20 protein-coding genes and 5 pseudogenes are annotated in these 23,180 nt (G+C 45.2%); 6 read left to right on the top strand and 19 right to left on the bottom strand.

Annotation, left to right across the window (positions count from 1 at the left end; translation table 11 throughout):
* Positions 1–1,112: pseudogene (locus tag RE628_RS05720) on the top strand (DUF917 domain-containing protein).
* Positions 1,112–2,691: pseudogene (locus tag RE628_RS05715) on the top strand (ROK family protein). Before RE628_RS05720 ends, RE628_RS05715 begins: the two co-directional pseudogenes overlap by 1 nt.
* 104 nt (positions 2,692–2,795) lie before the next feature.
* On the opposite strand, the gene RE628_RS05710 reads toward RE628_RS05715, so the two are convergent.
* From RE628_RS05710 to RE628_RS05650, 13 genes and pseudogenes are all read right to left on the bottom strand, one after another.
* Positions 2,796–3,131: a hypothetical protein gene (locus RE628_RS05710; RefSeq protein WP_309157833.1), complete on the bottom strand. Its 336-nt coding sequence runs from the start codon at positions 3,129–3,131 to the stop codon at positions 2,796–2,798.
* Entirely contained in the window at positions 3,113–3,247 is a 135-nt protein-coding gene (locus tag RE628_RS05705) for a hypothetical protein (RefSeq protein ID WP_309157832.1), read from the bottom strand. The genes RE628_RS05710 and RE628_RS05705 overlap by 19 nt, the downstream gene beginning before the upstream one ends.
* A gap of 266 nt (positions 3,248–3,513) precedes the next feature.
* Positions 3,514–6,568 (bottom strand): annotated as a pseudogene (locus RE628_RS05700) (glycoside hydrolase family 2 TIM barrel-domain containing protein).
* 214 nt (positions 6,569–6,782) lie between these two features.
* A complete protein-coding gene (locus RE628_RS05695) occupies positions 6,783–7,607 on the bottom strand; it encodes a carbohydrate ABC transporter permease (protein WP_309157831.1) in 825 nt (274 codons plus the stop codon).
* Complete coding sequence (locus RE628_RS05690) at positions 7,604–8,497, bottom strand: carbohydrate ABC transporter permease (RefSeq protein ID WP_309157830.1); 894 nt, start codon at positions 8,495–8,497, stop codon at positions 7,604–7,606. Before RE628_RS05690 ends, RE628_RS05695 begins: the two co-directional genes overlap by 4 nt.
* Before the next feature lie 86 nt (positions 8,498–8,583).
* Positions 8,584–9,879, bottom strand: a pseudogene (locus RE628_RS05685) (ABC transporter substrate-binding protein).
* Between the two features lie 215 nt (positions 9,880–10,094).
* Positions 10,095–11,876 (bottom strand): sensor histidine kinase, encoded by a 1,782-nt coding sequence (locus RE628_RS05680; RefSeq protein WP_309157829.1) that lies wholly within the window; start codon positions 11,874–11,876, stop codon positions 10,095–10,097.
* Entirely contained in the window at positions 11,873–12,205 is a 333-nt protein-coding gene (locus RE628_RS05675) for a helix-turn-helix transcriptional regulator (protein WP_309157827.1), read from the bottom strand. The genes RE628_RS05680 and RE628_RS05675 overlap by 4 nt, the downstream gene beginning before the upstream one ends.
* Positions 12,202–13,461, bottom strand: a complete 1,260-nt coding sequence (locus RE628_RS05670) for a response regulator (protein ID WP_309157826.1) — start codon at positions 13,459–13,461, stop codon at positions 12,202–12,204. Before RE628_RS05670 ends, RE628_RS05675 begins: the two co-directional genes overlap by 4 nt.
* 342 nt (positions 13,462–13,803) lie before the next feature.
* Positions 13,804–13,977 (bottom strand): hypothetical protein, encoded by a 174-nt coding sequence (locus RE628_RS05665; protein WP_309157825.1) that lies wholly within the window; start codon positions 13,975–13,977, stop codon positions 13,804–13,806.
* Entirely contained in the window at positions 13,978–14,154 is a 177-nt protein-coding gene (locus RE628_RS05660) for a hypothetical protein (RefSeq protein ID WP_309157823.1), read from the bottom strand.
* A gap of 143 nt (positions 14,155–14,297) precedes the next feature.
* The gene (locus RE628_RS05655; protein WP_309157821.1) at positions 14,298–14,465 is read right to left on the bottom strand and encodes a helix-turn-helix domain-containing protein; all 168 of its coding nucleotides are present in this window, start codon (positions 14,463–14,465) and stop codon (positions 14,298–14,300) included.
* A 13-nt stretch (positions 14,466–14,478) separates the two neighbouring features.
* Positions 14,479–14,808, bottom strand: a complete 330-nt coding sequence (locus RE628_RS05650; protein WP_309157819.1) for a sigma-70 family RNA polymerase sigma factor — start codon at positions 14,806–14,808, stop codon at positions 14,479–14,481.
* A gap of 228 nt (positions 14,809–15,036) precedes the next feature.
* Here RE628_RS05650 and RE628_RS05645 point away from each other — a divergent pair, with 228 nt between their 5' ends.
* Complete coding sequence (locus RE628_RS05645; RefSeq protein WP_309157817.1) at positions 15,037–15,249, top strand: hypothetical protein; 213 nt, start codon at positions 15,037–15,039, stop codon at positions 15,247–15,249.
* A gap of 337 nt (positions 15,250–15,586) precedes the next feature.
* The gene (locus RE628_RS05640; RefSeq protein ID WP_309157815.1) at positions 15,587–16,420 is read left to right on the top strand and encodes a methyl-accepting chemotaxis protein; all 834 of its coding nucleotides are present in this window, start codon (positions 15,587–15,589) and stop codon (positions 16,418–16,420) included.
* Between the two features lie 114 nt (positions 16,421–16,534).
* Here the strand turns inward: RE628_RS05640 and RE628_RS05635 are convergent.
* Positions 16,535–17,528: pseudogene (locus RE628_RS05635) on the bottom strand (Gfo/Idh/MocA family protein).
* Between the two features lie 71 nt (positions 17,529–17,599).
* Positions 17,600–18,226 carry an SGNH/GDSL hydrolase family protein gene (locus RE628_RS05630; RefSeq protein ID WP_309157813.1) on the bottom strand — a complete coding sequence of 209 codons (627 nt, stop codon included), beginning with the start codon at positions 18,224–18,226 and terminating at the stop codon, positions 17,600–17,602.
* A 200-nt stretch (positions 18,227–18,426) separates the two neighbouring features.
* Between RE628_RS05630 and RE628_RS05625 the strand changes: the two genes are divergently transcribed.
* A complete protein-coding gene (locus RE628_RS05625) occupies positions 18,427–18,549 on the top strand; it encodes a hypothetical protein (protein ID WP_309157812.1) in 123 nt (40 codons plus the stop codon).
* Between the two features lie 396 nt (positions 18,550–18,945).
* On the opposite strand, the gene RE628_RS05620 is transcribed toward RE628_RS05625, so the two are convergent.
* The 4 genes from RE628_RS05620 to RE628_RS05605 form a co-directional block, all read right to left on the bottom strand.
* Positions 18,946–20,124 (bottom strand): YecA family protein, encoded by a 1,179-nt coding sequence (locus tag RE628_RS05620; protein WP_309157810.1) that lies wholly within the window; start codon positions 20,122–20,124, stop codon positions 18,946–18,948.
* A 225-nt stretch (positions 20,125–20,349) separates the two neighbouring features.
* The gene (locus tag RE628_RS05615) at positions 20,350–21,291 is read right to left on the bottom strand and encodes a DUF6612 family protein (RefSeq protein ID WP_309157809.1); all 942 of its coding nucleotides are present in this window, start codon (positions 21,289–21,291) and stop codon (positions 20,350–20,352) included.
* 183 nt (positions 21,292–21,474) lie between these two features.
* A complete protein-coding gene (locus RE628_RS05610; RefSeq protein ID WP_309157808.1) occupies positions 21,475–22,221 on the bottom strand; it encodes a DUF6612 family protein in 747 nt (248 codons plus the stop codon).
* Positions 22,200–22,343 (bottom strand): hypothetical protein, encoded by a 144-nt coding sequence (locus RE628_RS05605; RefSeq protein WP_309157807.1) that lies wholly within the window; start codon positions 22,341–22,343, stop codon positions 22,200–22,202. The genes RE628_RS05610 and RE628_RS05605 overlap by 22 nt, the downstream gene beginning before the upstream one ends.
* Positions 22,344–22,557: 214 nt before the next feature.
* On the opposite strand from RE628_RS05605, the gene RE628_RS05600 reads away from it, so the two are divergent.
* Complete coding sequence (locus tag RE628_RS05600; protein ID WP_309157806.1) at positions 22,558–23,145, top strand: SLOG family protein; 588 nt, start codon at positions 22,558–22,560, stop codon at positions 23,143–23,145.
* The last annotated feature ends 35 nt before the right edge of the window (positions 23,146–23,180 follow it).

Here is a 23,180-nt window from a genome sequence, read left to right as displayed (position 1 = left end):
ATGACAAACTTCAAGCTTACTAAGTTAAATGAACAAGCGGTTAAATATATTGCCGTAGGTGCGGCAGTGCTCGGTACCGGCGGGGTGGCGACCCCCATATCGGTAAATTGATGGCGCTAGAGGCCATTCATAAATATGGTCCTGTGCGTGTACTCAACCCTGAGGATCTGGAGGACGACGCTCTCGTCGTTCCTCTGTCCATGATCGGAGCGCCTACGGTAATGAACGAGAAGATTCCTTCAACGGAGCAAATGACCAAGCCTCTCGATCTGATCGAAAAAGAACTCGGTCGCAAGGTAACTGCCATTATGCCGATTGAGGTCGGTGGCGGAAATTCACTAGTTCCTGTCATCGCAGCTGCGGAACGTGGTATCCCCCTGCTGGATGCGGATGCGATGGGACGTGCTTTTCCCGAATCGCAAATGGTCACTTTCTATCTGGACGGCATTGACTGCAGTCCGATTACGATGGCAGATGAACGTGGTAACGCCGTGCTGATGCATGCGATCGACGGTGTCTGGGAAGAGCGAATGGCGCGTGCGATTACGATTCAGATGGGCGGATCCGCATCGATCTGCGATTATCCAGTCACAGGCGCACAAGTGAAGCAGAGTGCCGTTCACCATACGTTAACGCTCGCTTATGAGATTGGCAAAATACTATTTGAATCCAAGGATGTACGTCAGAATCCGATCGAAGCCCTGTTGAAGCATTTGCATGGATATGCATTGTTCCATGGTAAAGCAGTAGACATTCGCCGTCGGACAGAAGGTGGATTTACGCGTGGCGAAGCCGTATTTGAAGGAACGGATGAACTGAAGGGCCGCACGATGCGGTTGTTCTTCCAGAATGAGTTCCTCTTGGCCACAGAGGATGGCCAGTCGCTCGCTGTGACTCCAGATTTGATCTCCCTGCTAGACCAGGATACAGGCATGCCAATTACGACAGAGAACTTGAAATACGGATCCCGGGTAACCGCTGTTGGTTTCCCTTGTGATCCGAAATGGCGCACAGCGAAGGGGCTTGATACGGTCGGACCGCAGTATTTTGGCTATGATGTGCCATATGTACCGATTGAGAAGCTGACATCACAGAAAGGGGATGCACGGTAATGTCACATACGAACATGGATAACAACGAAGAAATTTACCGCATCGGAGTGGATGTCGGCGGAACAAATACGGATGCAGCCTTGCTCGATTCGAAGTTGAACACGATTCATACGGTAAAAGTACACACGACACGCGATGTTAATGAAGGAATTATCGAGTCGATTCGTCGTCTTCTCTCCGAGAGCAATGTTAATCCGGTACAGGTCCGTTATGCGATGCTGGGGACTACGCATTGTACGAATGCCATTGTGGAGCGCAAGCATCTCGGCAAAGTTGGCTTGATCCGCATCGGAGCACCGGCGACAACCTCGGTTCCACCGCTAGCCGACTGGGATGACACATTACGCGCAGCGGTTGGACGACACGCTTATGTCGTTCACGGCGGTTATGAATATGACGGTCGAACGATTGTAGATTTGGATGAGCAAGAGATCACGGACTGCTTCATGAAGATGAAAGGCCAAGTCGAAGCGATCGCTGTATGCGGCGTATTCTCGCCAGTGAACACCTCTCAGGAGAAACGTGTTGAACAGCTTGCCAAGTCAGTATTTGGTGCGGATATGCCAGTAACCCTGTCACATGAGATCGGGAGTATCGGACTGCTTGAGCGGGAGAACGCCTCTCTACTCAACGGCACATTACTGAACGTAATCGCAGGAGTGGTCAAGGGATTTGAAGATGCGCTGCAAGGCTTTGGCATTGATGCTGGCGTATATATTTGTCAAAATGACGGGACGCTGATGCGTAGTGAATATGCGCTGCGCTACCCGATTCTGACGATCGCCTGCGGACCAACGAACTCGATTCGCGGTGCGGCTCACCTGTCAGGCTTGAACAACGCCCTTGTTGTAGATATTGGCGGTACAACGACGGATATCGGCGTTCTCTGGCAAGGCTTCCCGCGTCAGTCATCGGCGGCTGTGGAGATCGGAGGAGTTCGCACGAATTTCCGCATGCCGGATATTCTATCGATTGGCATCGGTGGCGGTACGATTGTCCGTGCAGATGCGGGGCAGGATCAAGTCACGGTTGGCCCGGACAGTGTCGGGTATGAGCTATTGAAGCGCGCCCGTATCTTTGGCGGGGATACACTACAGCCACAGACGTAGCGGTCAAGCTAGGACGCTATCATTGGGAAGGTGTGCAGACGAATGATCTTGATGAATCGATCTGTCGCAGAGCCGATGAGATCATCACGCAGGATATCGAGGATGCGATTGATCGAATGAAGACAAGTGCAGATGCCGTCGATGTTATTCTCGTAGGTGGCGGAAGCATTCTCGTTGCCGACAAGCTTGAGGGTGTGGCTAAAATCGTGAGGCCTGATCATTACGATGCGGCGAATGCAATTGGTGCCGCCCTGGGTGAGGTAAGTGGCGAGACCGAGCGGATCTACTCGCTGGATGAGATGACATACGACCAAGCTATGGAGGATGCGCGTAACCACGCTATTAACCAAGCCGTTCTGGCTGGTGCAAATCGCGATACGGTGCAGATCGTAGTATCCGAGGATATTCCGATTGCGTATCTACCAGGTAACGCTCTGCTGGTGAAGGTGAAAGCTGCAGGACGATTGTAATTTCTGCAGCTTCGTTTAAGAAGGTTAAAAAAAGCGTCCCTCATTTGTCTTCAAATGTAGGGACGCTTTTACTATTATGTATTTACAATGAAGTATAGAAACTCTTACTCCACCGGTGTAGCAGGAGCTTCGTTAGCATCGTTTGCCGCCTCTTTACGCTTGGACATTTTTGCTGGTAATTGCCATGCCGTCACAACAGCCAACACGATGAAGACAATATCCATCGGTTGAGCTATCTCCATAATATTATCCGTAAAGAACGTAATTGAATAACTGCTGAACATTCCGTCCATTCCCTGATTCCATCCGTAGGATAGCGCAAAGAACTTCCCAAGTACAATACCTACCAAACTGGCAATAACCGCAATAATCTGCTGCATAGGAGTGATTCTCGGCGAGAAAAATCTAACAGCGAAAGCGGTTAGTAATCCAATCCCCATGCAATGATTCCGAGCTCATAATCTGTTAATACGATGATAAGAGCCCATACGACTGCGCCAATAATCGCCGCAAGCAGCGCGGCAATCGCCGGCATAAACACCTTGCCTTTCTCCATTCACTAAATCCTCCCTCAATCTTTTATGTGAGTCATTTATTTCCATTAAACTCACATATAAGAATGTATTCTACAAAATATAAATATTCTCCTTTTTGCAACAATATTTCCCTGTTCATATGTTGATTCTGTCGATTGAGGTCCACACCGGAAAGGAGGATTCCAAAGCCTACAGAGCTAAAGCCGACTTGATAACAAGCCGCTTTAAACGTACTTTTCTGGCTTTTCTGCACAGTCCTATTACTGTTTCACTAACAGTGAGAATCTCACTCCGCCGTGATCCAGAATTCAAACTGCATCTCGCGGCTAGATGGAATTCGGAATTCTTCATGAACTGGAGCTCCCCAACTGTCATCCCCGCCTACGCCCATTTGTTGGCCGGCTACCGTAATTACCGTATAGTGAACGGGAGGCAGCTCATAACGGAGCATAGCGTGCTCAAGCTCAAAAGCAGTATAAGGCGATATGCTGCATTCTACGGGTTGACGCGGATCCGCTGATATCGCAATTCCTGTCCGTTCGGCATCAAGTATCCTTACGCGGCGCACGCCCGTTCGATTTCCGGATTCCTGCGGAACTAGGTATTCAGATATGTTGTCCTCAGCGGTATTCTCAAAGTAGCAAAGTCTTGCCCGAGGCAACGATCCTGATAATTCTCCTCCGGCCCCATGGCATACCATTCTAATTTATGATAGGCTGCTGGCATCTTGAAGCTAAGTGCAAAGATCGGAAGATCGGGCAGTCCTGGAGTCCCGTGATAGGTTGACCGCACTCGAATACTTCCATCGGAATAGACCGTATAACCTACGAATGTCTTCACTTCAGGACTGATACTCAGCGCATAATCAAAAATGATACTAACTCCTTCTTCTTCCTCCTTGATCTCAACTTTGACACATTTGGGTCCAAAACTGGCTGCATACCAACCTGCAGCATGGTAATCCATAGCCGTACCACGGTCATTGTCCGTTGAGGCCCGCCAGAACAGAGGTTTCACAGGTGTAGCGATCATTTCACGCCCCGCATAGTTCAGCGAGACAAGACTACCGACCTGCTTGGAGAACAGAATAGAGAAATTCCTTCCATGAACCCCAATATTCACATCTCCATGAACTACACTCAACGCCGGAGCAAGCTCATTGGCTCCCACTGAAGCCGCACCATTTATGATATCCTCCTCTATTTGAAACACATATTGACCAAAGGATATTTCATGCCCCTCATCTGCCCAGCTTTTGCTCTCTTTAAGCTTAAGGGAAGCATCGAACCAGTATTCGCCCGGTGACAACTTGCCCGCACCATACTCGAGCGGCAGCCATTGTTGACTCTGCGGAGCAACATCAAGATCAAGAACATAACGCTCGATCGCATTACCTTCCTTATACAAAATACATTCCAGTTCGTACTCTTTCGTATTCGTAAACAAATTCTCATTAATAATGGTCACACCACTACGGTCTGCCTTCAGCTTTACATTCTGATATAAATATTTGACCTCCTGCATCTTGGGAGACCATTTCCGGTCCGCATATACAATACCATTGCCACAGAAATAATAATCGGTTGCCCGATCGCCAAAATCTCCTCCATAGGCGAGATACTCCTTGCCATATCGATCATTTCTCACAATGGCCTGATCTATAAAGTCCCATATGAATCCACCCTGATACATCGAATATTTCTGCTCGAGCTCAGTGTATTTGTACATGCCGCCAAGAGAATTCCCCATCGCATGCATATATTCACAAGAAATATAAGGCTTAATAGGATCATCGTCTAGATAAGCTTCTATATCGACTACCTTGGCGTACATACGACTCTCCATATCGCTGGTCTCATGATAACGACGATCATGAACTATCCCCTCATAATGCACTAATCTTCCCGGATCGGATGAACGGAAATACTGTGATACCTGATAAATGACTTCTCCCCCATATGACTCGTTCCCACAGGACCAAATCAGTATGGAAGGATGATTTTTGTCCCTTTCGTACATAGATATGGCTCTATCCATAACAATGTCTTTCCATTCCGCCCGATCTCCGGGAATAACCCATGATGGTTCAATGCTCCCCATTTTCTGCCAGGATCCATGGGTTTCCAAATTCATCTCATCAATAACATAGATTCCATACTGATCGCATAATTCGTACCACAAACTCTGATTCGGATAATGGGATGTGCGAACCGCATTTATATTGTTCTGTTTAAACGTCCTGATATCAAACAGCATATCCTCTTTCGTAATCGCCCGCCCACGTCTGCAATTGAATTCATGCCGGTTTACCCCTTTGAACACGATCCGCTTCCCGTTCAGATGCATAACCTTGTCAATCATTTCAAATTTGCGGAAGCCAATCTGCTGCGGCACAACCTCGATCAACTGACCTTGCTGATCATAGACGGACACCAGCATAAGATACAATTCAGGTGCTTCGGCACTCCAAAGTCTGGCCTTCGGTACTTCGACCACGATTGCAGCCTCGCCACTGTCTGACATTTTGGCCGAACCTGATCCTACATCATTCCTGTCTGAATCAATCAATTCAACTTTGATATGTCCATTAGTAGCACCTTGCATTTGTAGCTTGGCGTGAAGCTGCCCGACTCATAATTCGCATCCAAATCCGTCCGAACCGATAAATCGCGAATATGAATCCGCGGAACGGTGTAGAGATACACCTCGCGAAAAATACCGGAAAATCTCCAGAAATCCTGATCCTCCAACCAACTTCCCGTGCTGCGCTGATAGACCTCAACGGCGAGCTTATTAACTCCATCCCGGATCGATGCAGATAGATCAAATTCGGCAGGGGTAAAGCTATCTTCGCTGTAGCCAATGAACTGACCGTTCAGCCAGACATAAAAAGCCGATTCCACTCCCTGAAAAGAAATAAAGACAGGCTGCCCGGCAAATGATGGTGGAAGCTCAAATTCCTTCACATAACTGCCTACCGGATTACGCTTTTTCGGCAGCTGCGGCGGGCGAATCTCCTCAATACCATCCCATGGATATTGAGTATTCACATACTGCGGATAGTCGTAACCCTGAAGCTGAATATGCCCAGGGACCTCGATATATTGCCAACCGCTGCAGTTATGATCAAGCTGGTAGAAATCTGCCGGACGAGAATCGGGATGAACCGAATAAGCGAATCTCCATTTTCCGTTCAATTCGTATTTCATCTCCATGGAAGCTCCCCGAAGGGCTTCTTCCTTGGTCCGATAATAGCGATGATCCGAATGGGCTGGCAGCAGGTTAACTGCATATACGTTAACATCGCTTAGCCAATCCAAGCTGGGTGTGTTGATCTTCATTTTCTATCTCTCCTATTTTAAAAATATAAGTTGGACTAAAGAAAAGAGCTAGGAAAAGGCAAAAGGATGAAATGATTCTGAAGAAGCGTAGCGTTCGCCTTTGAGAGTGGATTTCTACCATGCTTGAATTTATTAAATCAGAGAAATCCGCGAACAACAGCGATCGTAAGAACATTTCACCCGGCGCCTACACCCCTACTATCATTAGTTCAACTTACTTCACCGAGCCCATCATGCCTGCTACAAAATGCTTCTGTAGCAAGAAAAATACGAGTGCAGTCGGCAAGGTCGCAATAACAATCGCCAGCATGATCAGGCCGTAATCGGGTGCGTATCCCGAACCGAGATTCGATATAAGAAGCGGTATCGTCCTTTGCTCAGGCGACTGTAGAACAATGAGTGGCCAGAGATAGCTGTTCCAACTCGACATGAACGTGATGATGCCTGCAGCTGCATAAGTCGTCTTCATCGTTGGCATGAAAATTTTAAAGAATATGCCAAGCTCTCTCAGCCCGTCGATTCGGCCTGCCTCGATCATATCCTTCGAGAACATCTTCGAACTCTGTCTAAAGAAGAAAATAAGAAATGCAGTCGTCACCGTAGGCAGTATTACTGCAGCCACTGTATCGATCCCGATAGCCGGCGCCGTATTGGATATGTCGGCAAACATCCGGTATAGCGGGACCATTAGCGCCGCGAATGGAATCATCATCGATAGCAATAAAATACTGAATACAATGTCCTTCGCCTTGCTGCGGAAAATCTCAAATCCATAACCCGCCAGGGAGGCAATCAGAATCGCAAGGATCGTGATGAGTACAGATATTTTCGCTGAATTCCACAATGCCGTGCCAAGCTCCGTCGTATCCAGTAGCTTCTTGAAATTTTCAAGCAAATAGCCACCCGGAAGCAGCCTGCCTTTCGTAATTTCCACCGATTTATTCGTTGCGCTTACGACCATCCACAAAAAAGGAAAGATAGATACAAAAGCTGCGATACTCAGAAAAGTGTACGTAAATATGCGCTTTAGCTTCTTCATTTCTGATCACCTGCCACTTTGAATTGAAGGATCGAGAGCACAATAATAATAATTACGATAGAATAGGACACCGTCGCCGCGTATCCGAAATCAGCCGTATATTTGAACGATAGATTATAGATGTACTGCGAAATTGAGAGGGTCGCATTCCCGGGTCTGCCCTTTGTAATATTAACGACTTCATCAAATAGCTGAAGCGTGCCGATTGTCGATGTAATCGAAGTAAACAGAATGATTGGCTTAAGCATCGGAATCGTTATTTTGAAAAATTGGTTGGTAGACGAAGCACCATCAATCCGGGCTGCTTCATAAATCGAGCTATCAATATTTTGTAGCGCCGACAAATAGAAGATCATATTGTAACCCGTCCACCGCCATGTAATCGCCAATATAATAGTGATCTTGGCCCAGAACGGATCGGTAATCCAGCCAATCGGAGCGTTTATGATCGATAGCTTCATCAGCATAAGATTCACAAGCCCATCGTTCCCGAACAAATACTTGAACACAACAGAATAGGCTACAAGCGATGTAACGCATGGCAGGAAGATTGCTGTCCGGAAGAAGCCTCTGAATTTAAGCTGGCTGTCGTTAAGCAGCACGGAAATAAATAAAGCCAGAATAATCATAATCGGAACCTGAACAATCAAGTAGATCAACGTATTCTTGAGCGCTGTCAAGAACATTTTATCCGTGAGCAGTCTCTCGTAATTGGACCATCCCGTGAAGCTTAGCTGAGAGCCAGTACCGCTCTTGAATGATAAAATCAGCGCCTGGATCATCGGATAGAAGTAGAAGGTTATGATCATTAACACGGCAATCAGGATGAAGCTCCATCCTGTCAATTCGTTCTTAGTACGGATACTGACGCTTGGTTTGTGCGCTCTCATAGCTACTCTTGCCCCTTTCTGCTGCAAAGTAAAACCCCAGGCGCTGCAATATCAGCCAGCTTAACGCACCCTGGGGGTTATAATTATTACTTAATCTGTGCTTCTGCCTGGGACTGCGCGTCACTAAGTACTTGATCGATATTTTTGCCGTTCAAATAATTCTGAACCTCAACTACCAGAATGTCTTCAATCGCATAAGTCGAAGTACCATAGTTCACTTTTGGAATTTCTGCCGTCCATTTCGCGAAATCATTAACAGTCTGCTGCCCACCGAAGAATTCATCCGGTTTCGAATAAGCCTCGCCTTGAGCTGCCGCCTTAAGTGTTCCGATCGCTCCAACTTTGGTTAACAAGGTTTGATACATATCCACATTTGAACCGAAGGTTTCCGCCATGAAGTTTGCCGCTGTCTCCGAGCCTGGAACATTCATTACATACCAGGAGCTTCCGCCGAGATTCGTCGCATATACGGAGTTTGGCGTATCCGGTAGCTTAGGCATCGGCAGAATCGCCCATTTGCCGGATTGGGACGCTTCCGCTTTGACCGAAGGCGTAATCCAGTTCCCGGTAGGCACGGTCGCTACATCGCCATTGTTAATCGACGCGATAAATTGGCTCCAATCCGCATTCACTTTGACGATATTAGCTTCCATCATTTTCTTGTACAGCTCCATCGCTTTCTTCAACGCAGCATTGCCGCCAAGATCCGGCGTTTTCCCGTCTTCCTTCAGATACCATGATCCTGCGGACTGAATCATCATGCGCAGAATGCCAAGATCATTCGGATCAAGTGAGATCATATCCTTACCTGTGACCGCTTTAATTTTCTTACCGATTTCAATGTATTGGCCCCAGTCCAAATCCATTAAATCATCTACCTTGTATCCTGCTTGCTCTACATAGTCCTTACGAATATATAGACCTGGCAACGCCCGAATCGAATGGAACACCATACTGCTTGCCATTTAAACTCGTTGGCCCAATCTTATAATCAGCGAAATCCTCCGCCTTGATCTTGCCGCTTAAATCCACAAATGAATCAGGGTAAGATTGCAGGAAGCCCTGCGCCCGATAATCTTCAATCAGAACGATATTCGGTAGACCTTTGGTCGTCCCAGAGTTCAGTCCTGTATTCATCTTCTGAATGATGTCCGCTTGCGCATATTCAACGATATTCACTTTCACATCTGGATGCTTCGCATTATAAGCTTCCTTCGCAATATTCAAGGCTGCGATATTAAATGCGGGATCCCAAGCCCAAATCGTGATTTCCTTCGCTTCTCCTCCCCGCCGGAAGCCGTTGTACCTTTATCTTTGCTTCCGGAGGAACAAGCTGTTAGAAGCAGCATACAGGTCATCAATAAAACCAATGCCTTCTTCATTGTTTCAGCCCCTTCTCATTGTTTATTTATGTTGATCTTATGGCTGCACTCTTTGATTGCAAGCGCTTTCTGTAAGATCTGTATTTATCGTAGCATCGGGCTGCAGGCTATCGTTAGCCATTTCTTTGTACAGATTTGTTGTTTTATTGCCTGTTGAATGCGCTTTCTCCATTTGAACATTTTTTCGGTAGTAATTTGTTTGGATTCTGGTAAGTTTATTGGATTTCAACGAGTGGCAGCGTAATGCGCACCTTGGTTCCCTCGCCAATCTCACTCTGAATCGTTAATCCATACTCTCCTCCATACAACAGCCTGATCCGGTCATGGACATTGGCTATGCCGACGCCCGAGAACAACTGTCTGGAGCCTTTGTTCTGCTTAGACTTTGCATCAGCAAGCTGCTGTATGTCCATGCCGTCTCCGTTATCAAGTACTTCACAGATCAACTTCTGTGATTCCTTGGAGACAAGGACTCGAATGACTCCTTCCCCTTTTACATTAAATGCATGGAAGAAGGCATTTTCGATAAAAGGCTGGATAATCAGCTTCGGCACATGATAGGTCAGGCAATCTGGAGCAACGAAGTAAGTGACCCGGATTCGTTCTCCATAACGGACATGATTTATAAATACGTAATGTTTCAGGTTCACAAGCTCCTGTTCCACCGTAATCGTCTCGCTGACATTGCTTATCGTATTCTGCAAAAGGGAGATCAGGGCATGAATCGTCTCTTCAGCCTTCTCCTTGTTACCTTGTTGGACCAAAAATTTGACGGAAGCGAGTGTATTATAGAGAAAGTGCGGATTGATCTGCTGCTGCAGGGCGGCAAGCTCCGCGATCCGTTGCTCTTTCTCCGTCTCGACCAGCTGCTTCACGTAGTCATTCATCTCGTTCAACATGTAATTGTAAGCATGACTAAGCTGGCGTATTTCATAGCTGCCCGATACATTCACATAGTTATGGAAATTCCTGAGATGCACCTTGGACATCTGCCTTGCCAGCAGCGTTAGTGAACGGGTCATTTTGCGGGAAATCAGAAAGACGACGATGAGTGCGGCAAGCACGATCAATAAACATATAAGAATAATCGATTTGGTATTTACCATTTGCCCTAAGACATACTTCTGATCGATCATGTTCACAAGATAGAAATCGTAAGAAGGTAGGTACTCAGCCAATACGAGCTTGTCCTTGCCCATTACATTCACCTTTTTCAAATCAAGGTTGCCCTGCTGAATCTCCTCTGCATAGGACAACAGTTCGGCATTTTTCTGCCCGATCGTCTCCGAACGGTTGCTGGATATTACAAGTCCATCTTTATCTATGATCATGACGTCATTACCGTCGCTCGTAAATCTACTGTAGAAGGGTTTAAAATCATTTTCATCAATCGTAATATAGAGCATTCCGTATTGCTGCCCCGTTGTTTGCTCCCTAAGCACCTTTGTAGCGACGATAATTGGCTTGCCGCTGACTGTGCCGTTGGAATCCATATAGAGCTGATACATCAGCTTCTTCGGTTCCGCCTCCGCTCTCCGCGTTAGGGGACTTTGCTTCAGTTCCTGTGCTGTCGGTTTGGCGAAATTGTAGTTCCCTGAATAATTCCGCCCATTAATGCCTACGATGGCGACGCCAACGGAATAAGCATCGACGTTCGATTGAATCCTTTTCATTTGCTGTGTCATGTTATAGTAAGCTGAGAAATTTTTGATCGATTGGTTTGTATCTTTTTCCGTCAAAAAAGTTTTAAGTGTCCCGCTCTGTTGCGCATTACTTACGGCCAACACGATAGAATAGTGAAAAGACTCGAAATTGCTGCGAATTTGCTCAATGACCTTATAATTCGTAATGCTGAATGTCTTCAGGAACAGCTGCTCAGACATTCGTAAATTGACCCATACGACGGACACTGTAATCGAAATGATGCAGATAACCATAACAACGAACAACTTAATAAACAGTCCGTGAAATTTAAGACGCTCCAATATCACTCTCATGGCTCTCTTGTCCCTTGTGATTGATGATAATGTCTCCGGTAATGGCTCGGTGATATACCCGTACTTCTCTTGAACACTTTACAGAAATAGCTGTGATCTCCATACCCAACCATGCAGCCGATTTCTGAAATCGGCGTATCTCCGTATCGCAGCAAATCAGCTGCTTTATTTATCCGTACCCGATTGAGATGATCCTTGAATCCTTCGTGATGATGCGCCGCAAAGAAGCTGGATAAATAGGACGGATTAAAATGAAAATGCTTAGCCATCTCCGTCAGTGTAATCGGATCCGCATAATGCTCTTCGATATAATCAAGCAGCAGCTTCATGCTTGGATTACCATCAGATTCATCCCCATTGCATAGATACACTCCTGGATCTTCAGTTGGAACTCATTCAACAGCTCCGCGATCTCATCCAAATGCCGCGCTTTATCGATACGCTTGAAATAAGAGTACTTGGCTTCATCGAGCGGTTTCACCTCATAATTCATGCTTCCAAGAAGATAGATCACATTAAAGATGATGTTGCTGATCGAAGACTTGAATTCAAATACATCGACTGTATAGTCAAGCTCCTGTTCGCGAACATATTTCTGCAGTTCCTGAAATGCCTCCTGTAGTTGAAGTCTGCGAACCAGATCCATAAAAGAACTTAGCTGAAAGCTTTTGCCCTTCTCATAAACCTTCGGAAGCTCGTTTGGTGTCAGCGCTGCGTTGTATGGTAGAAAAAAACGGTATTCCAGCAACTTGAGCAAGCTGTCCTGATATACGGTTTTCAATTGTTCCAGCTGCGTGAAGGCTTTGCTTAACATCCACTCGATCTCCCCGTTCACCGAGAAGGAGCTGGGATGTAGCATTTTCAGCTTCACCGGAACAGTGCGGCTCTCCTCCTCTCTTACATTAAGCAGATACACCGCCATATCAGGATAGCCTGGAACCTTCTGGTCTTTCAGTTTAGCAACGACCATCTCTGGAAAAAGCGCTTTCAAAGAATCGATTAGAGAATGTACTGCAGATCCAGCTTCCTCGCCTTTTCCGGCTTGATGACCAACCTCTGTACCGAGTAAATAGAGAAAGGGATGCGGCAACCAAGCTTTTAAGACCTGGGGGTCTAATTCAACTTCATAACCAGAAATGATTTTATCCAATATCGTATGTATGGATGATACCTGCTCTATTTGACCGCTTCCGGTACGAGAGGGAATTTTGAAAGCGGCTTTGCGGAGAACCTCAATCAGCATTCCTGTCTCTAAATGCGGCTTCAAAATATAATCTGATACCCCGCTTTGAAAGGATGAACGTACATATTCAAATTCACTGAAGCTACTCAGTACGATCACCTCGATCTGCGGCCATCTAATTTTGATCATTCGCGTCAGTTCTTCTCCGTCTATGACGGGCATGACAATGTCTGTCAACACAATCTGCGGCTGCAGTTCTTCAATCAGGGCCAACGCCTCTTTCCCATTCGACGCTTCGCCGACAATTTGAAACCCGTTCTGCTCCCAGTTCAATATATGCTTAATGCCCTGTCGAACCAGCATTTCATCATCAACAATCAGAACTTTAATTAGCTCACTCAAAACGGAGTCCCCCTCAAGAAAAAGTGTCCCATATTATAGGTTATTAGTTCCTATTATACTTATCTGAAAATTCCAAAAAAGATCCCCTGGTAGTAATTAATATGCTCCCTTCATATTAGACAGTAGAAAAACAGAAACTTCTACTTCTAAAGCGATACCTTCTAATTAGGATAAACTACTTGTTTGCTATCTCTTACTTCATCAGGAGTGAAAACACGCCTATCAAGATAAAGGGCATCTATATAGCGGATTCGGTCGATTTGGTGGCCTCCGGCCTTATTACATCACATTTATGAGATAAGAAATTTTTCCTGAGCAAATAAAAAAGCCGCCTATTGGCGACTAATCTGAAATAATAAAACTAACATGTGTAGGATTTATATAAGCGTCTCTAATTTTTATAAACTCGTTTCGCATCACACCAAGTTCATCAGTTGCTACTGAAATGAATTTTTCAGGACTAACAGTAATCATAATAGTCTGACCATTATCCATAACTAATTTACATCTGTCCATCTATTCCACCTCCCTGTCATCATATTTCGACATTAGGGAGAATTTCCCTGCAATAAAAAAGCCCGATTGAATCAGCATCGTATATGAGATGTAACCGATTACAATATCGGTAATCAAGACAAGTAACAAATATGGGACGAGCATTTTGTATGTAAACGGAATATATTTCTTCATCATTGGTGATCCTTCTCCCCTGAGTTCGATCATATAATCAATCATATCGATTTTGAGGAAAAAGAAAATACTATTTTCAATTGGATCAGGCTATTTTTCCTAATCACTCCAAAAAAGATCCCCTGGCAGTCAGGGGATCTTCTATATCATTCCTTCTTCTCTTTGATCATTTCCAGAAACTCTAGAATAATATCAGAAACGGCGTCTTCCTCCGAAGTGTAAATGTACTTGCTTACCCGCAATATATCCCCTTTGAACAAATCGATTAGTTGTAAAATGGCTTCTTCGTCATTCTGTTTCGCTAGCTGTAGCAATCTCAGGAACTCATCATCCGGGACATCTCTGGAGCATTTTGCGCTTCCATTTGCTCACCCCTTGCTGAGTCATGTTTAACTCACGGGCTACTTCTCCTTCCGTCTTGTCCTGCATAAAGAGCTTGAAAATAATCGTCCTTCCAGTACTGGAGGGAAGATCATTGATCAACTGCTGCACTACAATTTTATCATCAGAAGATGTAGCAAAACTGGTTATGGCTGGCTCGTATACGCCTAATGAACATTCCCGTCTTTTCACAACTTTTGCCCGATATTGCACCCTCCAAGCGATTCTGTACACTTCTTTGCGATATTGCTCATAAGCGGTTTTTTGTTCTTTCAAAACTACCTCCCCCTTCCACTTTCATCTTCTACCTGTAGGGTAATTTCGAGGGTAGTCATACAACCATAAATATGTCGGATGCTAATCATTATAACATTTTTTCAAATTTATGGTTGTACTTTAGGGCTATTATTTTCTCTATATAGTAAGAGCGATAATTTCAAAGATCAGAAAATGGTTTTTGAACAGCTCTATGAAAGGGAACTTCAATGAGAGGAGGGCGTGAATATGCAAGTCGCTGATATCATTTCCCTGGTCGCTAATGTTGGATTCCCCGTCACTCTGTGCTTCATCCTGATTAAATATGTGCTGCAGAATGTGAATGACAAGCTCAACAACATGAACAACGTACTGCAGGTTCTCTCCCAGGAGATCAAAAGCCTGGATGAGAAGGTTCATGAAGTGAAAGCCGTGGAACAAGCCGACTCCAAAAAAGGATGAACCTGATTCCCATCTGCACCACAATACCGGTAGTGTCCCACTTATCGCTTAGGAGCCAAAATAAGGTGTCGAAGAGGAAGTAATCCGTCAGCCTTTACTCACTGCCCGTGGATTACTTCCTCATTTCATGGAAAAGTACACTAATGTTCATCATTTCGTATATATTTAGCCTATGAGCCAATCAATAATTTTAGAAGTGCCGCATATACTGGTTATTTCTTTGTTTTTACTGTTACAAAAGGTCCGTCTTCAATAAATAGGACTACGCTATTATTGTCATATTATGTCGATAAAAGGTATAATAATTTCAAATTTGAATGAATAGGCAGGTCGGAATATGAACCAATTGGACATCCTTATTGCAGCGGTACCTTATATCAAGAAGCTCGTCAAGGAAGATATTATGATCGGCATAACAGACTTGGATAAATTTCTATTCTATATGCCCTCGCAAAAAATAGATTTTGGCATTACCCCAGGTACCCCTATTCCTGAGGAAGATGAGAATCTGCGCAAGGCACTGAACGGGGAGAACTCCTTAACACATATTCCAGAACACATCTATGGATTTCCTATTATAGCTACAGCATCTCCGATCTACGATGAGCAAGGTGCTATTATCGGTGCACTCGCAACTGCAGAGTCTTATGAGAATAGACAAAGGCTAGAAGAAGGTATGCAAGTCATGAATGAGATCACCCAGCAGCTGGTTGACATGGTACAGACCGTTGCGGCACATGCCGAAGAGCTTACTGCTACGAGTGAAAATATTATGACGAACACCCGGCAAGCTGTAGATAATTCATCGGAGATTAACGAGACGGTTGGTTTCATTCAGGAGATCTCAAATCAGACCAATCTGCTCGGATTGAATGCCGCGATCGAGGCAGCACGAGTCGGTGAAGCAGGAGCTGGATTTGGAGTTGTAGCTAAAGAGGTAAGGAAGCTGTCTGTGAGCACCAAAGACGCTAGCGCGAATATCGCTGCTACACTGAGAAGTGTTCAGGAGTCTATTCTGCAATTGGAGAGAGATTTCGAACAAATCGCCCACTCCTCTCAGGAGCAGGCCGAGCTCGTGACCGACTTTATGAATGTCATCGAACAGTTAAATGAGTCCAACAACAACATGAAGAGTTTCATTGAAGGGCTAATCCACTTCTCTCAAGAGTAGATTAGCTTAGCCACAGTACCTGTCCATAACATAAAAGAGAAGCCGCCTGCTCGCTATCCTCTTAAGGGATGATTCGAACAGGCGGCTCTTGCTTGAAAATAGTAATAATTCCGTTCACTCAAATGGATATTTCAGCTTCCATTGATCTCTGATTTGATCTAGTAAGCCCATAATATCCAGGACTCTTCTAACGAAATATGTGAGCTCTCCTTATCACCCCGAAGTAGACATTCGCCTACTTCTTGCGCTTCAAAGGCATAGCCAATCGAGGTCCGATCATCCGCAAATACTTCCTTCTCAGCCCCTTCTACCTGCAGCGATGCTGTTCTAGCATTCAGGAATGATGGCACATGAATCATGCCTTCCGTTCCATAGATATACGCCTCGTTAGTCATACTTAGGCGGATTGCTCCATGTAGAGATGCGCTTCGTCCAACGCCATAATCCAGCAGAAGCGAGAACTGCTCATCCACGCCAGTCTTACCCATTTGCACTGCACTATGAATACGTACGGGATGAGTTCCGAAGATCATCGAAGCGAAAGAGACAGGATATATGCCAGCATCCAGCAGAGCTCCCCGCCAAGCTGTGGATTTAGTAGTCTGCCTTCAGGATTCCAATCGGTGCGGAATCCGAACTCCGCCTTCACTAACTTGATCTCACCGATTCGCCCTTCCTTAATCCATTCTCTCGTCTTCACAATCGCCGGCAAGAAGCGAGTCCACATCGCTTCCATGAGGAACAAGCCCTTCTTCTTAGCCAGCTTGATCATCTCTTCCAACTCAGAGCTGTTCACAGTAAATGGCTTCTCGCATAATACAGCTTTACCTGCTCGTAGGACTGCCATGACATTGTCATGATGCTGCGGATGTGGTGTCGCTACGTAGACCACGTCGATCTCCGGGTCCTGTAATAACTGTTCATAACTACCGTATGCACGAGGTAGCCCGTGTCTTTTAGCAAATGCATCCGCATTCTCTTGAGTGCGAGAGCCCACGGCGAACCCTTCACCGTTCGTTACATGAAGCAAATCCTTCGTGAACTGCTCAGCGATCCAGCCTGTACCTAAAATTCCCCACTTCAATCTCTTTCCTGCGAACTCTCCCATAACCCTTTACCCTTCTTCCATAGAATAATTTCCTGTTAGAGGTTGTTCTATCATGTATATTCTTAGCTGCCTTACAGAGCTTTAACGGCACGAAGCCACGCCTCAGCCATTAAGGCATGACCTGCTGCAGACGGATGCACACCATCCGGTGCCCAATAAGCTGGTTCCGCCTGTGATACAGCGCCTGCAAACAAACCATCGAGCGGTACGAGTAGCGCATCATATTCCTTCGCCAATTTACGTACAACCTGAATTTTTGGATCAAGATCGCAGCGCCAGGTCATACGATCTTCCGGCGTAGGCAATACGAAAGGCTCCATCAGGATCAGCTTCGCACCGAGCCGCTCCTTAGTACGCTCCAAAATTTCCCGATAACTTGCTTCATACTTCTCAACCGAGGTTTCATCGTCATTGTCAAATCGCCGCCAAGTATCATTGATGCCGATTAGGATGGATACCCAGGTTGGTCTCAGAGCGAGACAATCCTCTTCCCAGCGACTCTGCAAATTTACTACGCGATTGCCGCTAATCCCTCGATTGTAGAAGGTTAGCTTCTTCTCCGGATACAGATAACCTAGACGGGAAGCGATCAGATTTGCGTAACCGTTTCCAAGTGAAGCCGGGTCAGTGTAAGCTCTCCCACAATCCGTAACACTGTCTCCCTGAAAGAGCACGATTTCATTGTCATTCAACAGCATTGTCTTCGTCTCCTTTATATTCAGATGATTCTATTCAACCAAATTGAAATAAGAAGCACAAGAAGTATGTGCATTCAGGCACAAGAAAAAATATTTTAAAAAAGTTCAAAAAAATGTTTGAAATTAGACACAAAATGTTCAATAATTAGATAAGACACAAAATGTTCACAATTACATCAACAGCGACAAAGGAGCTGAGTATGATGATGTGGGAACCTGGAAGCAGCAAAGCTAAGAGCAATGTCTTCGGATTAATTATTGGTCTGGGCATTTTCTATGCTGCATTTTATATCGCGTTTACCCTAATGTCAGTCCATCACTAATGTAAACGGGATATGTAACCGTTGTCAAAATATTTTAAGAGGAAGTTCAAAAAGTCCGCTTTTGATAAGAAAACCAAATCGAGGACAATTCAAGGATGAGCGACCGCGATCCAATGGTAAGTTTTCTTGCGATATAGAATTTCATCAGCTCCGCTGATAACTTATAAATTCTATATCTAACACGAAGTGAATCAAGAAGTAACTCGGCATCGAATCTTGAATTCACCCGGGTCTTCCGGTGCTCACGTACCCATTACGTACGCTCCGCTCCTCAGACCCTAGCTTCATCCAACCTTCTCGGTGCTGAAAACCGTACTTTTTGAACACGCATTTTAAGTATTGCACAGTTCAAATTTCAGAATAAACCTGAGGCGTGGCGCCTCAGGTTTATATTGTTTACTTACCACAGCACTTCTTGTATTTCAGACCGCTTCCACACGGGCAAGGATCATTACGTCCAATTTTCTTGGAAATGACCTGACTCTTGACCTGCGCCCTAAATGGAGGCGTCGCTGCCCGGTACCCTGATTCCAGATCCTTCGATATCGCACGTCTCTCTATAGGTGTGTAACCGCCATTCGAAGCCAGACGTGTATGGTTGTATGCTTCGGTCACGAGATAGACGACCATTTGCACCTGCTCCATACTGTCAAATTCAAGCTCTCTTCGCTCAAATTCATGCATGATCTCCTGAATAGGAGCTTCCATGGAGCAAGCCAGCTGAATGTCATCGATCAAATCATCCACAAATTCAGGATCAGGGCGTAATTCCTTAATAATGTAACTTCTCAATGCCGTAAGCTGAGGAGTCATCTCATAATAAAGACCATTCGAATATTTCAACAGTTCGTCCTTCTCAGGCACATGATAGCTCTTGCCCTTCATCTTCTCCAGAAGCTGCTTAAATTCCGTAGCTTCATCCGAGTAGACCAGATCCTCTACAATTAGATATCCCTTGTACATACGGAATAACTGATCTCTACCGCTGAACTCTTCATACAATGCTTTGAGTTCCTGGGTAGTGAGCTTGTCATCGTTCTGTTCATTGAAGATCTCTACCAGCTTATCTGGCTTAATCGCACCATATAAATTCGTAGCTGCCGAGATATAGCGGAATACGAGCTGATATCTATTCAGAACCGTACCGAACGAGCTTGCTTCCAACTCTGCATAAGCAGCTTTGACTTCATCCGGTATAAGTAAATACAGCTTGTTGTCCGCAAAGTAACTGATGACCAACCCGCGCTCCAGCCAGTAAGCATAATAACCGTAAGGGACATAGTTGTCCTGTAATACGGAATCTTCCGCTATCGCTTTGAACACTTTCCATTCTTCGGCTCTAGCCAGAAGCAGCGTTGTCTTCAGAACCTCTCGATCTGTAATGTACTCCAGCAATTTGTCGGCAAGCTCGCCCTTTTTCAATTTAGAACGCCCAGGCACTTTATACTCCGACGCTAATGCAGCAAGTCTTGTCTTAGTAAGACTATGGAGAATTTCTTTCAGACTGCTCATTACTTCGCCAATGATAGCATTCTGTATGTTCGTTGCTTCCAATTGGGCTTTGTTGTCTAACATGTATACACCTCATCCAATCCAATCCTTATGCGCAGCCCAAACATCCCAACAGAAATCAGTCAGGCTGCACTCTATTTATCTATTATACACGATAGGCGCAAGTCCAGGCTGTAAATCGCCCATAATTCCAATTATTTTAAAAAAGAGACTAACTGCTATCAGATCGACTAATGATCTCTGAGCATACTAGCCTCGGTTCTATAACACGTAAAATAATCTGCATTCTTACTCTAGATAAGCCGAATCGATCCCTTCCTGTGGTACGTGAATCGGTTTAATCTCTCCAAATTGGGAGAAGGTCGAATCCATCATCATCTGCATGGAGAAGCTCTGCCCATCCTCATCCATTCCCACGGATAGAACCATAGATACCTTAGTAGGTAAATATGTATTTTTATCGACGGTATACGACAGTTTGACGTGTTGGATCTCCATATTATTGAGCATCGTGGATATATCTTGATTTCCGCTTGCCATTTGGTTAATCAATGCACTACGGAAATTGTCGAGCACCTCGCCGCTAAATTCTGCATGAAGTTGATAAGCCCTATCTTGTACAGATATTTTCATATCCTTGGAGAACAGCTCGTACTGCTCCAATTGCTTATCTGCCATTGCTTCCTTCATCGCCGATATGAGTTCCGCGCTCGTATCCTCAGAATGCTTGGTCCACAGTCTGTCGACATAAGAATATACTCCCTCTTCCGTCGCATACACTGTCGAATCCTGGTTCACTCCATCCATAGAGATTCTTATTGACTGGAATAGCTGCAACGGCTCACGGATTAAATCCATTGTAGTTCTGAGCTCATAAGCCTGTTCCTCACTCTGTCCATCGTACGTCCCTGTCATTTTCATTCGAAGGATCCCCGTAGAGGAATAACTAGACAAGGACTCCATTGCTTCACTTGTCCGCTGAAATATTTCATCTACCGTAGGAATGTCACTAACGGCCAGCGAAGTCTCTTTCTCGTCTTGCTGATCATTGGAAACCTCCCGTTCCTCGGCCCTCGTTCCATTCTCCTCGTTCTGCTCGTTCTCGGAAGTCTGATGATTGATCGCGGAGTTATTGCCCCCGGCTTGTTCCTTGTCTCCTCCCAACGCTCCGCAGCCTGCCAGGCTTAAAGCGAGTATGACTGTTCCAAATCCCCGTAACCATCTATTCATCTAAATCCTCCTAACAATAAGCGTACCTCCTAATAATTAATCATATTTCCAAATCCAGAGACAGGGACTTTATACCTATGTCATTAAGTTAAGAGCGTTTATTGAAATTTTTTAGCGAATAAAAAACGCATCATTCACGGCAAAGTTCTGCCAAATGAATGATGCGTCTCCCGCTTTTAATTCTTATTGAACAATTGCATTATCTAACGCTTCTTGTGGAACTTCAATCGCATCGATCTCATTGAACTTGGAGAAAGACGAATCCATCTTTGTCTCCATTGTTACATGCTGTCCTTCTTCCTCCACAACCATTGTCATTTCAACGATCATCTTAGACGGCAGATAGGTCTCCTTGTTGATGTTATATACAATCTTGATATTATCGATATTCATTTGATCAAGAGCTGCCGTAGCTGCTTCATTCTCACCACTTTGGCTTAACAAGGACTTAGCTAGATCCTTCATGTTGTCACCGGACAGATTAGCTGACAGCACGAAGTCGCTGCCTTCTTCACTTACCTTCATTTCGCTGGCGATCGATTTGAACTGCTCGATCTGTTTGCTTGGATCACCCGATTGCTTTGCAGCGTCCTTAAGGGTGGCGATCATAGTCTCATCCGTCAGCTTCACCCATGTTCCACCTGTTTGCATGTAGATGCCATCTGCAGTTACATACTGTGTAACGTCCTGATTTCCTAAGTCTCCCATCGACATATGCAACTCCTGCATCATAGCCAGCGGATCCTGGATAATGTCAGACTTGATTTTCATCTCGATATTTTGCTCCTGAGTATCTTCGCCCGCCTTAATAACGATATGCTGCTTGGAATTGGCAGTCATCGAGAGGCTCTTAAGATCCTTCGTTGCCTCCGTTAACTTTGTTAACAGCTCATCCGCCGTTGGTACAGTCAGATCTTCTTTTGTCTCCACACCTGCCGGCGCATTTGATCCGCACCGGAACTCACATTGTTGTCCGCCTTCTTGTCCTGACCGCATCCAGTAACTCCCAGCGCTAGAACTGCACCCAATAATAGTACTACCATCTTCTTCATGTTTTTTCTCTCCCTCTCTTCTCTTTCTAGAACATAAACCCTATATTACCCATAAAAGTATAGATAATAAAAGGGGCTTTCCTCCTAAATATACCCAAATGTTTCATGAAAGGCATAGGACCATGCTCTTCATGAATCGCCTTCCTGGGCCAAGATCTATATAATAGTGTGTGATCAAAAAGATCTGTTTTTAGCACGGAAAGGAAGTATTATTTTGAAAAATCTCCTAGTCACGGGTTACCGCGCACATGAACTCGGAATATATAACAATAAACATGAAGGAATTCCGTACATCCGCCAGGCCATTATCTCGCGCTTGATACCACTCCTCGAGGAAGGATTGGAATGGGTCATTACACCAGGACAATATGGCGTAGACCTATGGGCCTGCGAGGCAGCGATTGAACTCAGACGGCAGTATCCCGCACTCAAATGCTCGATCATCACTGCCTTTAGTAATCCTGAAGAGCAATGGAAAGAGGATAAGAAGGCTTATTATCATGAACTGATCTCCAAGGTGGACTTCTATGCCTCCGTCAGTAAAGAGCCCTATAGCGGCCCATGGCAATTCGTCGCTAGGGATGAACTGCTATTCCGTAAGACTGATGGAATTCTGCTCGTCTATGACGAAGAGATGGGTGAAGCGAGCCCCAAATATATCAAGCAGCGGGCCTTGAAGAAGCAGGCCATGGAGGACTACACCGTGATTACAATCGGTGCGGAGGAAATCCAGGCCATCGCTGAAGATAATCGTCAGTTTACAGAAGGGGAGAATACGATTCAGGATGATATTCTCTGGTAACGCCCGGATGTCGGCCTCATATCATGGGATATAAG

The sequence above is a fragment of the Paenibacillus sp. D2_2 genome, from assembly GCF_031199965.1.
Taxonomy (GTDB): Bacteria; Bacillota; Bacilli; order Paenibacillales; family Paenibacillaceae; genus Fontibacillus.
This window is presented reverse-complemented; position numbering and strand designations above follow the sequence as displayed.

Excerpts from the sequence above, each read along its gene's own strand:
- RE628_RS05710 (WP_309157833.1), bottom strand. The coding sequence starts at position 3,131 with ATGGGGATTGGATTACTAACCGCTTTCGCTGTTAGATTTTTCTCGCCG.
- RE628_RS05705 (WP_309157832.1), bottom strand. The coding sequence starts at position 3,247 with ATGGAGAAAGGCAAGGTGTTTATGCCGGCGATTGCCGCGCTGCTTGCG.
- RE628_RS05695 (WP_309157831.1), bottom strand. The coding sequence starts at position 7,607 with ATGAAGAAGCTAAAGCGCATATTTACGTACACTTTTCTGAGTATCGCA.
- RE628_RS05690 (WP_309157830.1), bottom strand. The coding sequence starts at position 8,497 with ATGAGAGCGCACAAACCAAGCGTCAGTATCCGTACTAAGAACGAATTG.
- RE628_RS05680 (WP_309157829.1), bottom strand. The coding sequence starts at position 11,876 with ATGAGAGTGATATTGGAGCGTCTTAAATTTCACGGACTGTTTATTAAG.
- RE628_RS05675 (WP_309157827.1), bottom strand. The coding sequence starts at position 12,205 with ATGAAGCTGCTGCTTGATTATATCGAAGAGCATTATGCGGATCCGATT.
- RE628_RS05665 (WP_309157825.1), bottom strand. The coding sequence starts at position 13,977 with ATGGACAGATGTAAATTAGTTATGGATAATGGTCAGACTATTATGATT.
- RE628_RS05660 (WP_309157823.1), bottom strand. The coding sequence starts at position 14,154 with ATGATGAAGAAATATATTCCGTTTACATACAAAATGCTCGTCCCATAT.
- RE628_RS05645 (WP_309157817.1), top strand. The coding sequence starts at position 15,037 with ATGCAAGTCGCTGATATCATTTCCCTGGTCGCTAATGTTGGATTCCCC.
- RE628_RS05640 (WP_309157815.1), top strand. The coding sequence starts at position 15,587 with ATGAACCAATTGGACATCCTTATTGCAGCGGTACCTTATATCAAGAAG.
- RE628_RS05630 (WP_309157813.1), bottom strand. The coding sequence starts at position 18,226 with ATGCTGTTGAATGACAATGAAATCGTGCTCTTTCAGGGAGACAGTGTT.
- RE628_RS05625 (WP_309157812.1), top strand. The coding sequence starts at position 18,427 with ATGATGATGTGGGAACCTGGAAGCAGCAAAGCTAAGAGCAATGTCTTC.
- RE628_RS05620 (WP_309157810.1), bottom strand. The coding sequence starts at position 20,124 with ATGTTAGACAACAAAGCCCAATTGGAAGCAACGAACATACAGAATGCT.
- RE628_RS05615 (WP_309157809.1), bottom strand. The coding sequence starts at position 21,291 with ATGAATAGATGGTTACGGGGATTTGGAACAGTCATACTCGCTTTAAGC.
- RE628_RS05605 (WP_309157807.1), bottom strand. The coding sequence starts at position 22,343 with ATGAAGAAGATGGTAGTACTATTATTGGGTGCAGTTCTAGCGCTGGGA.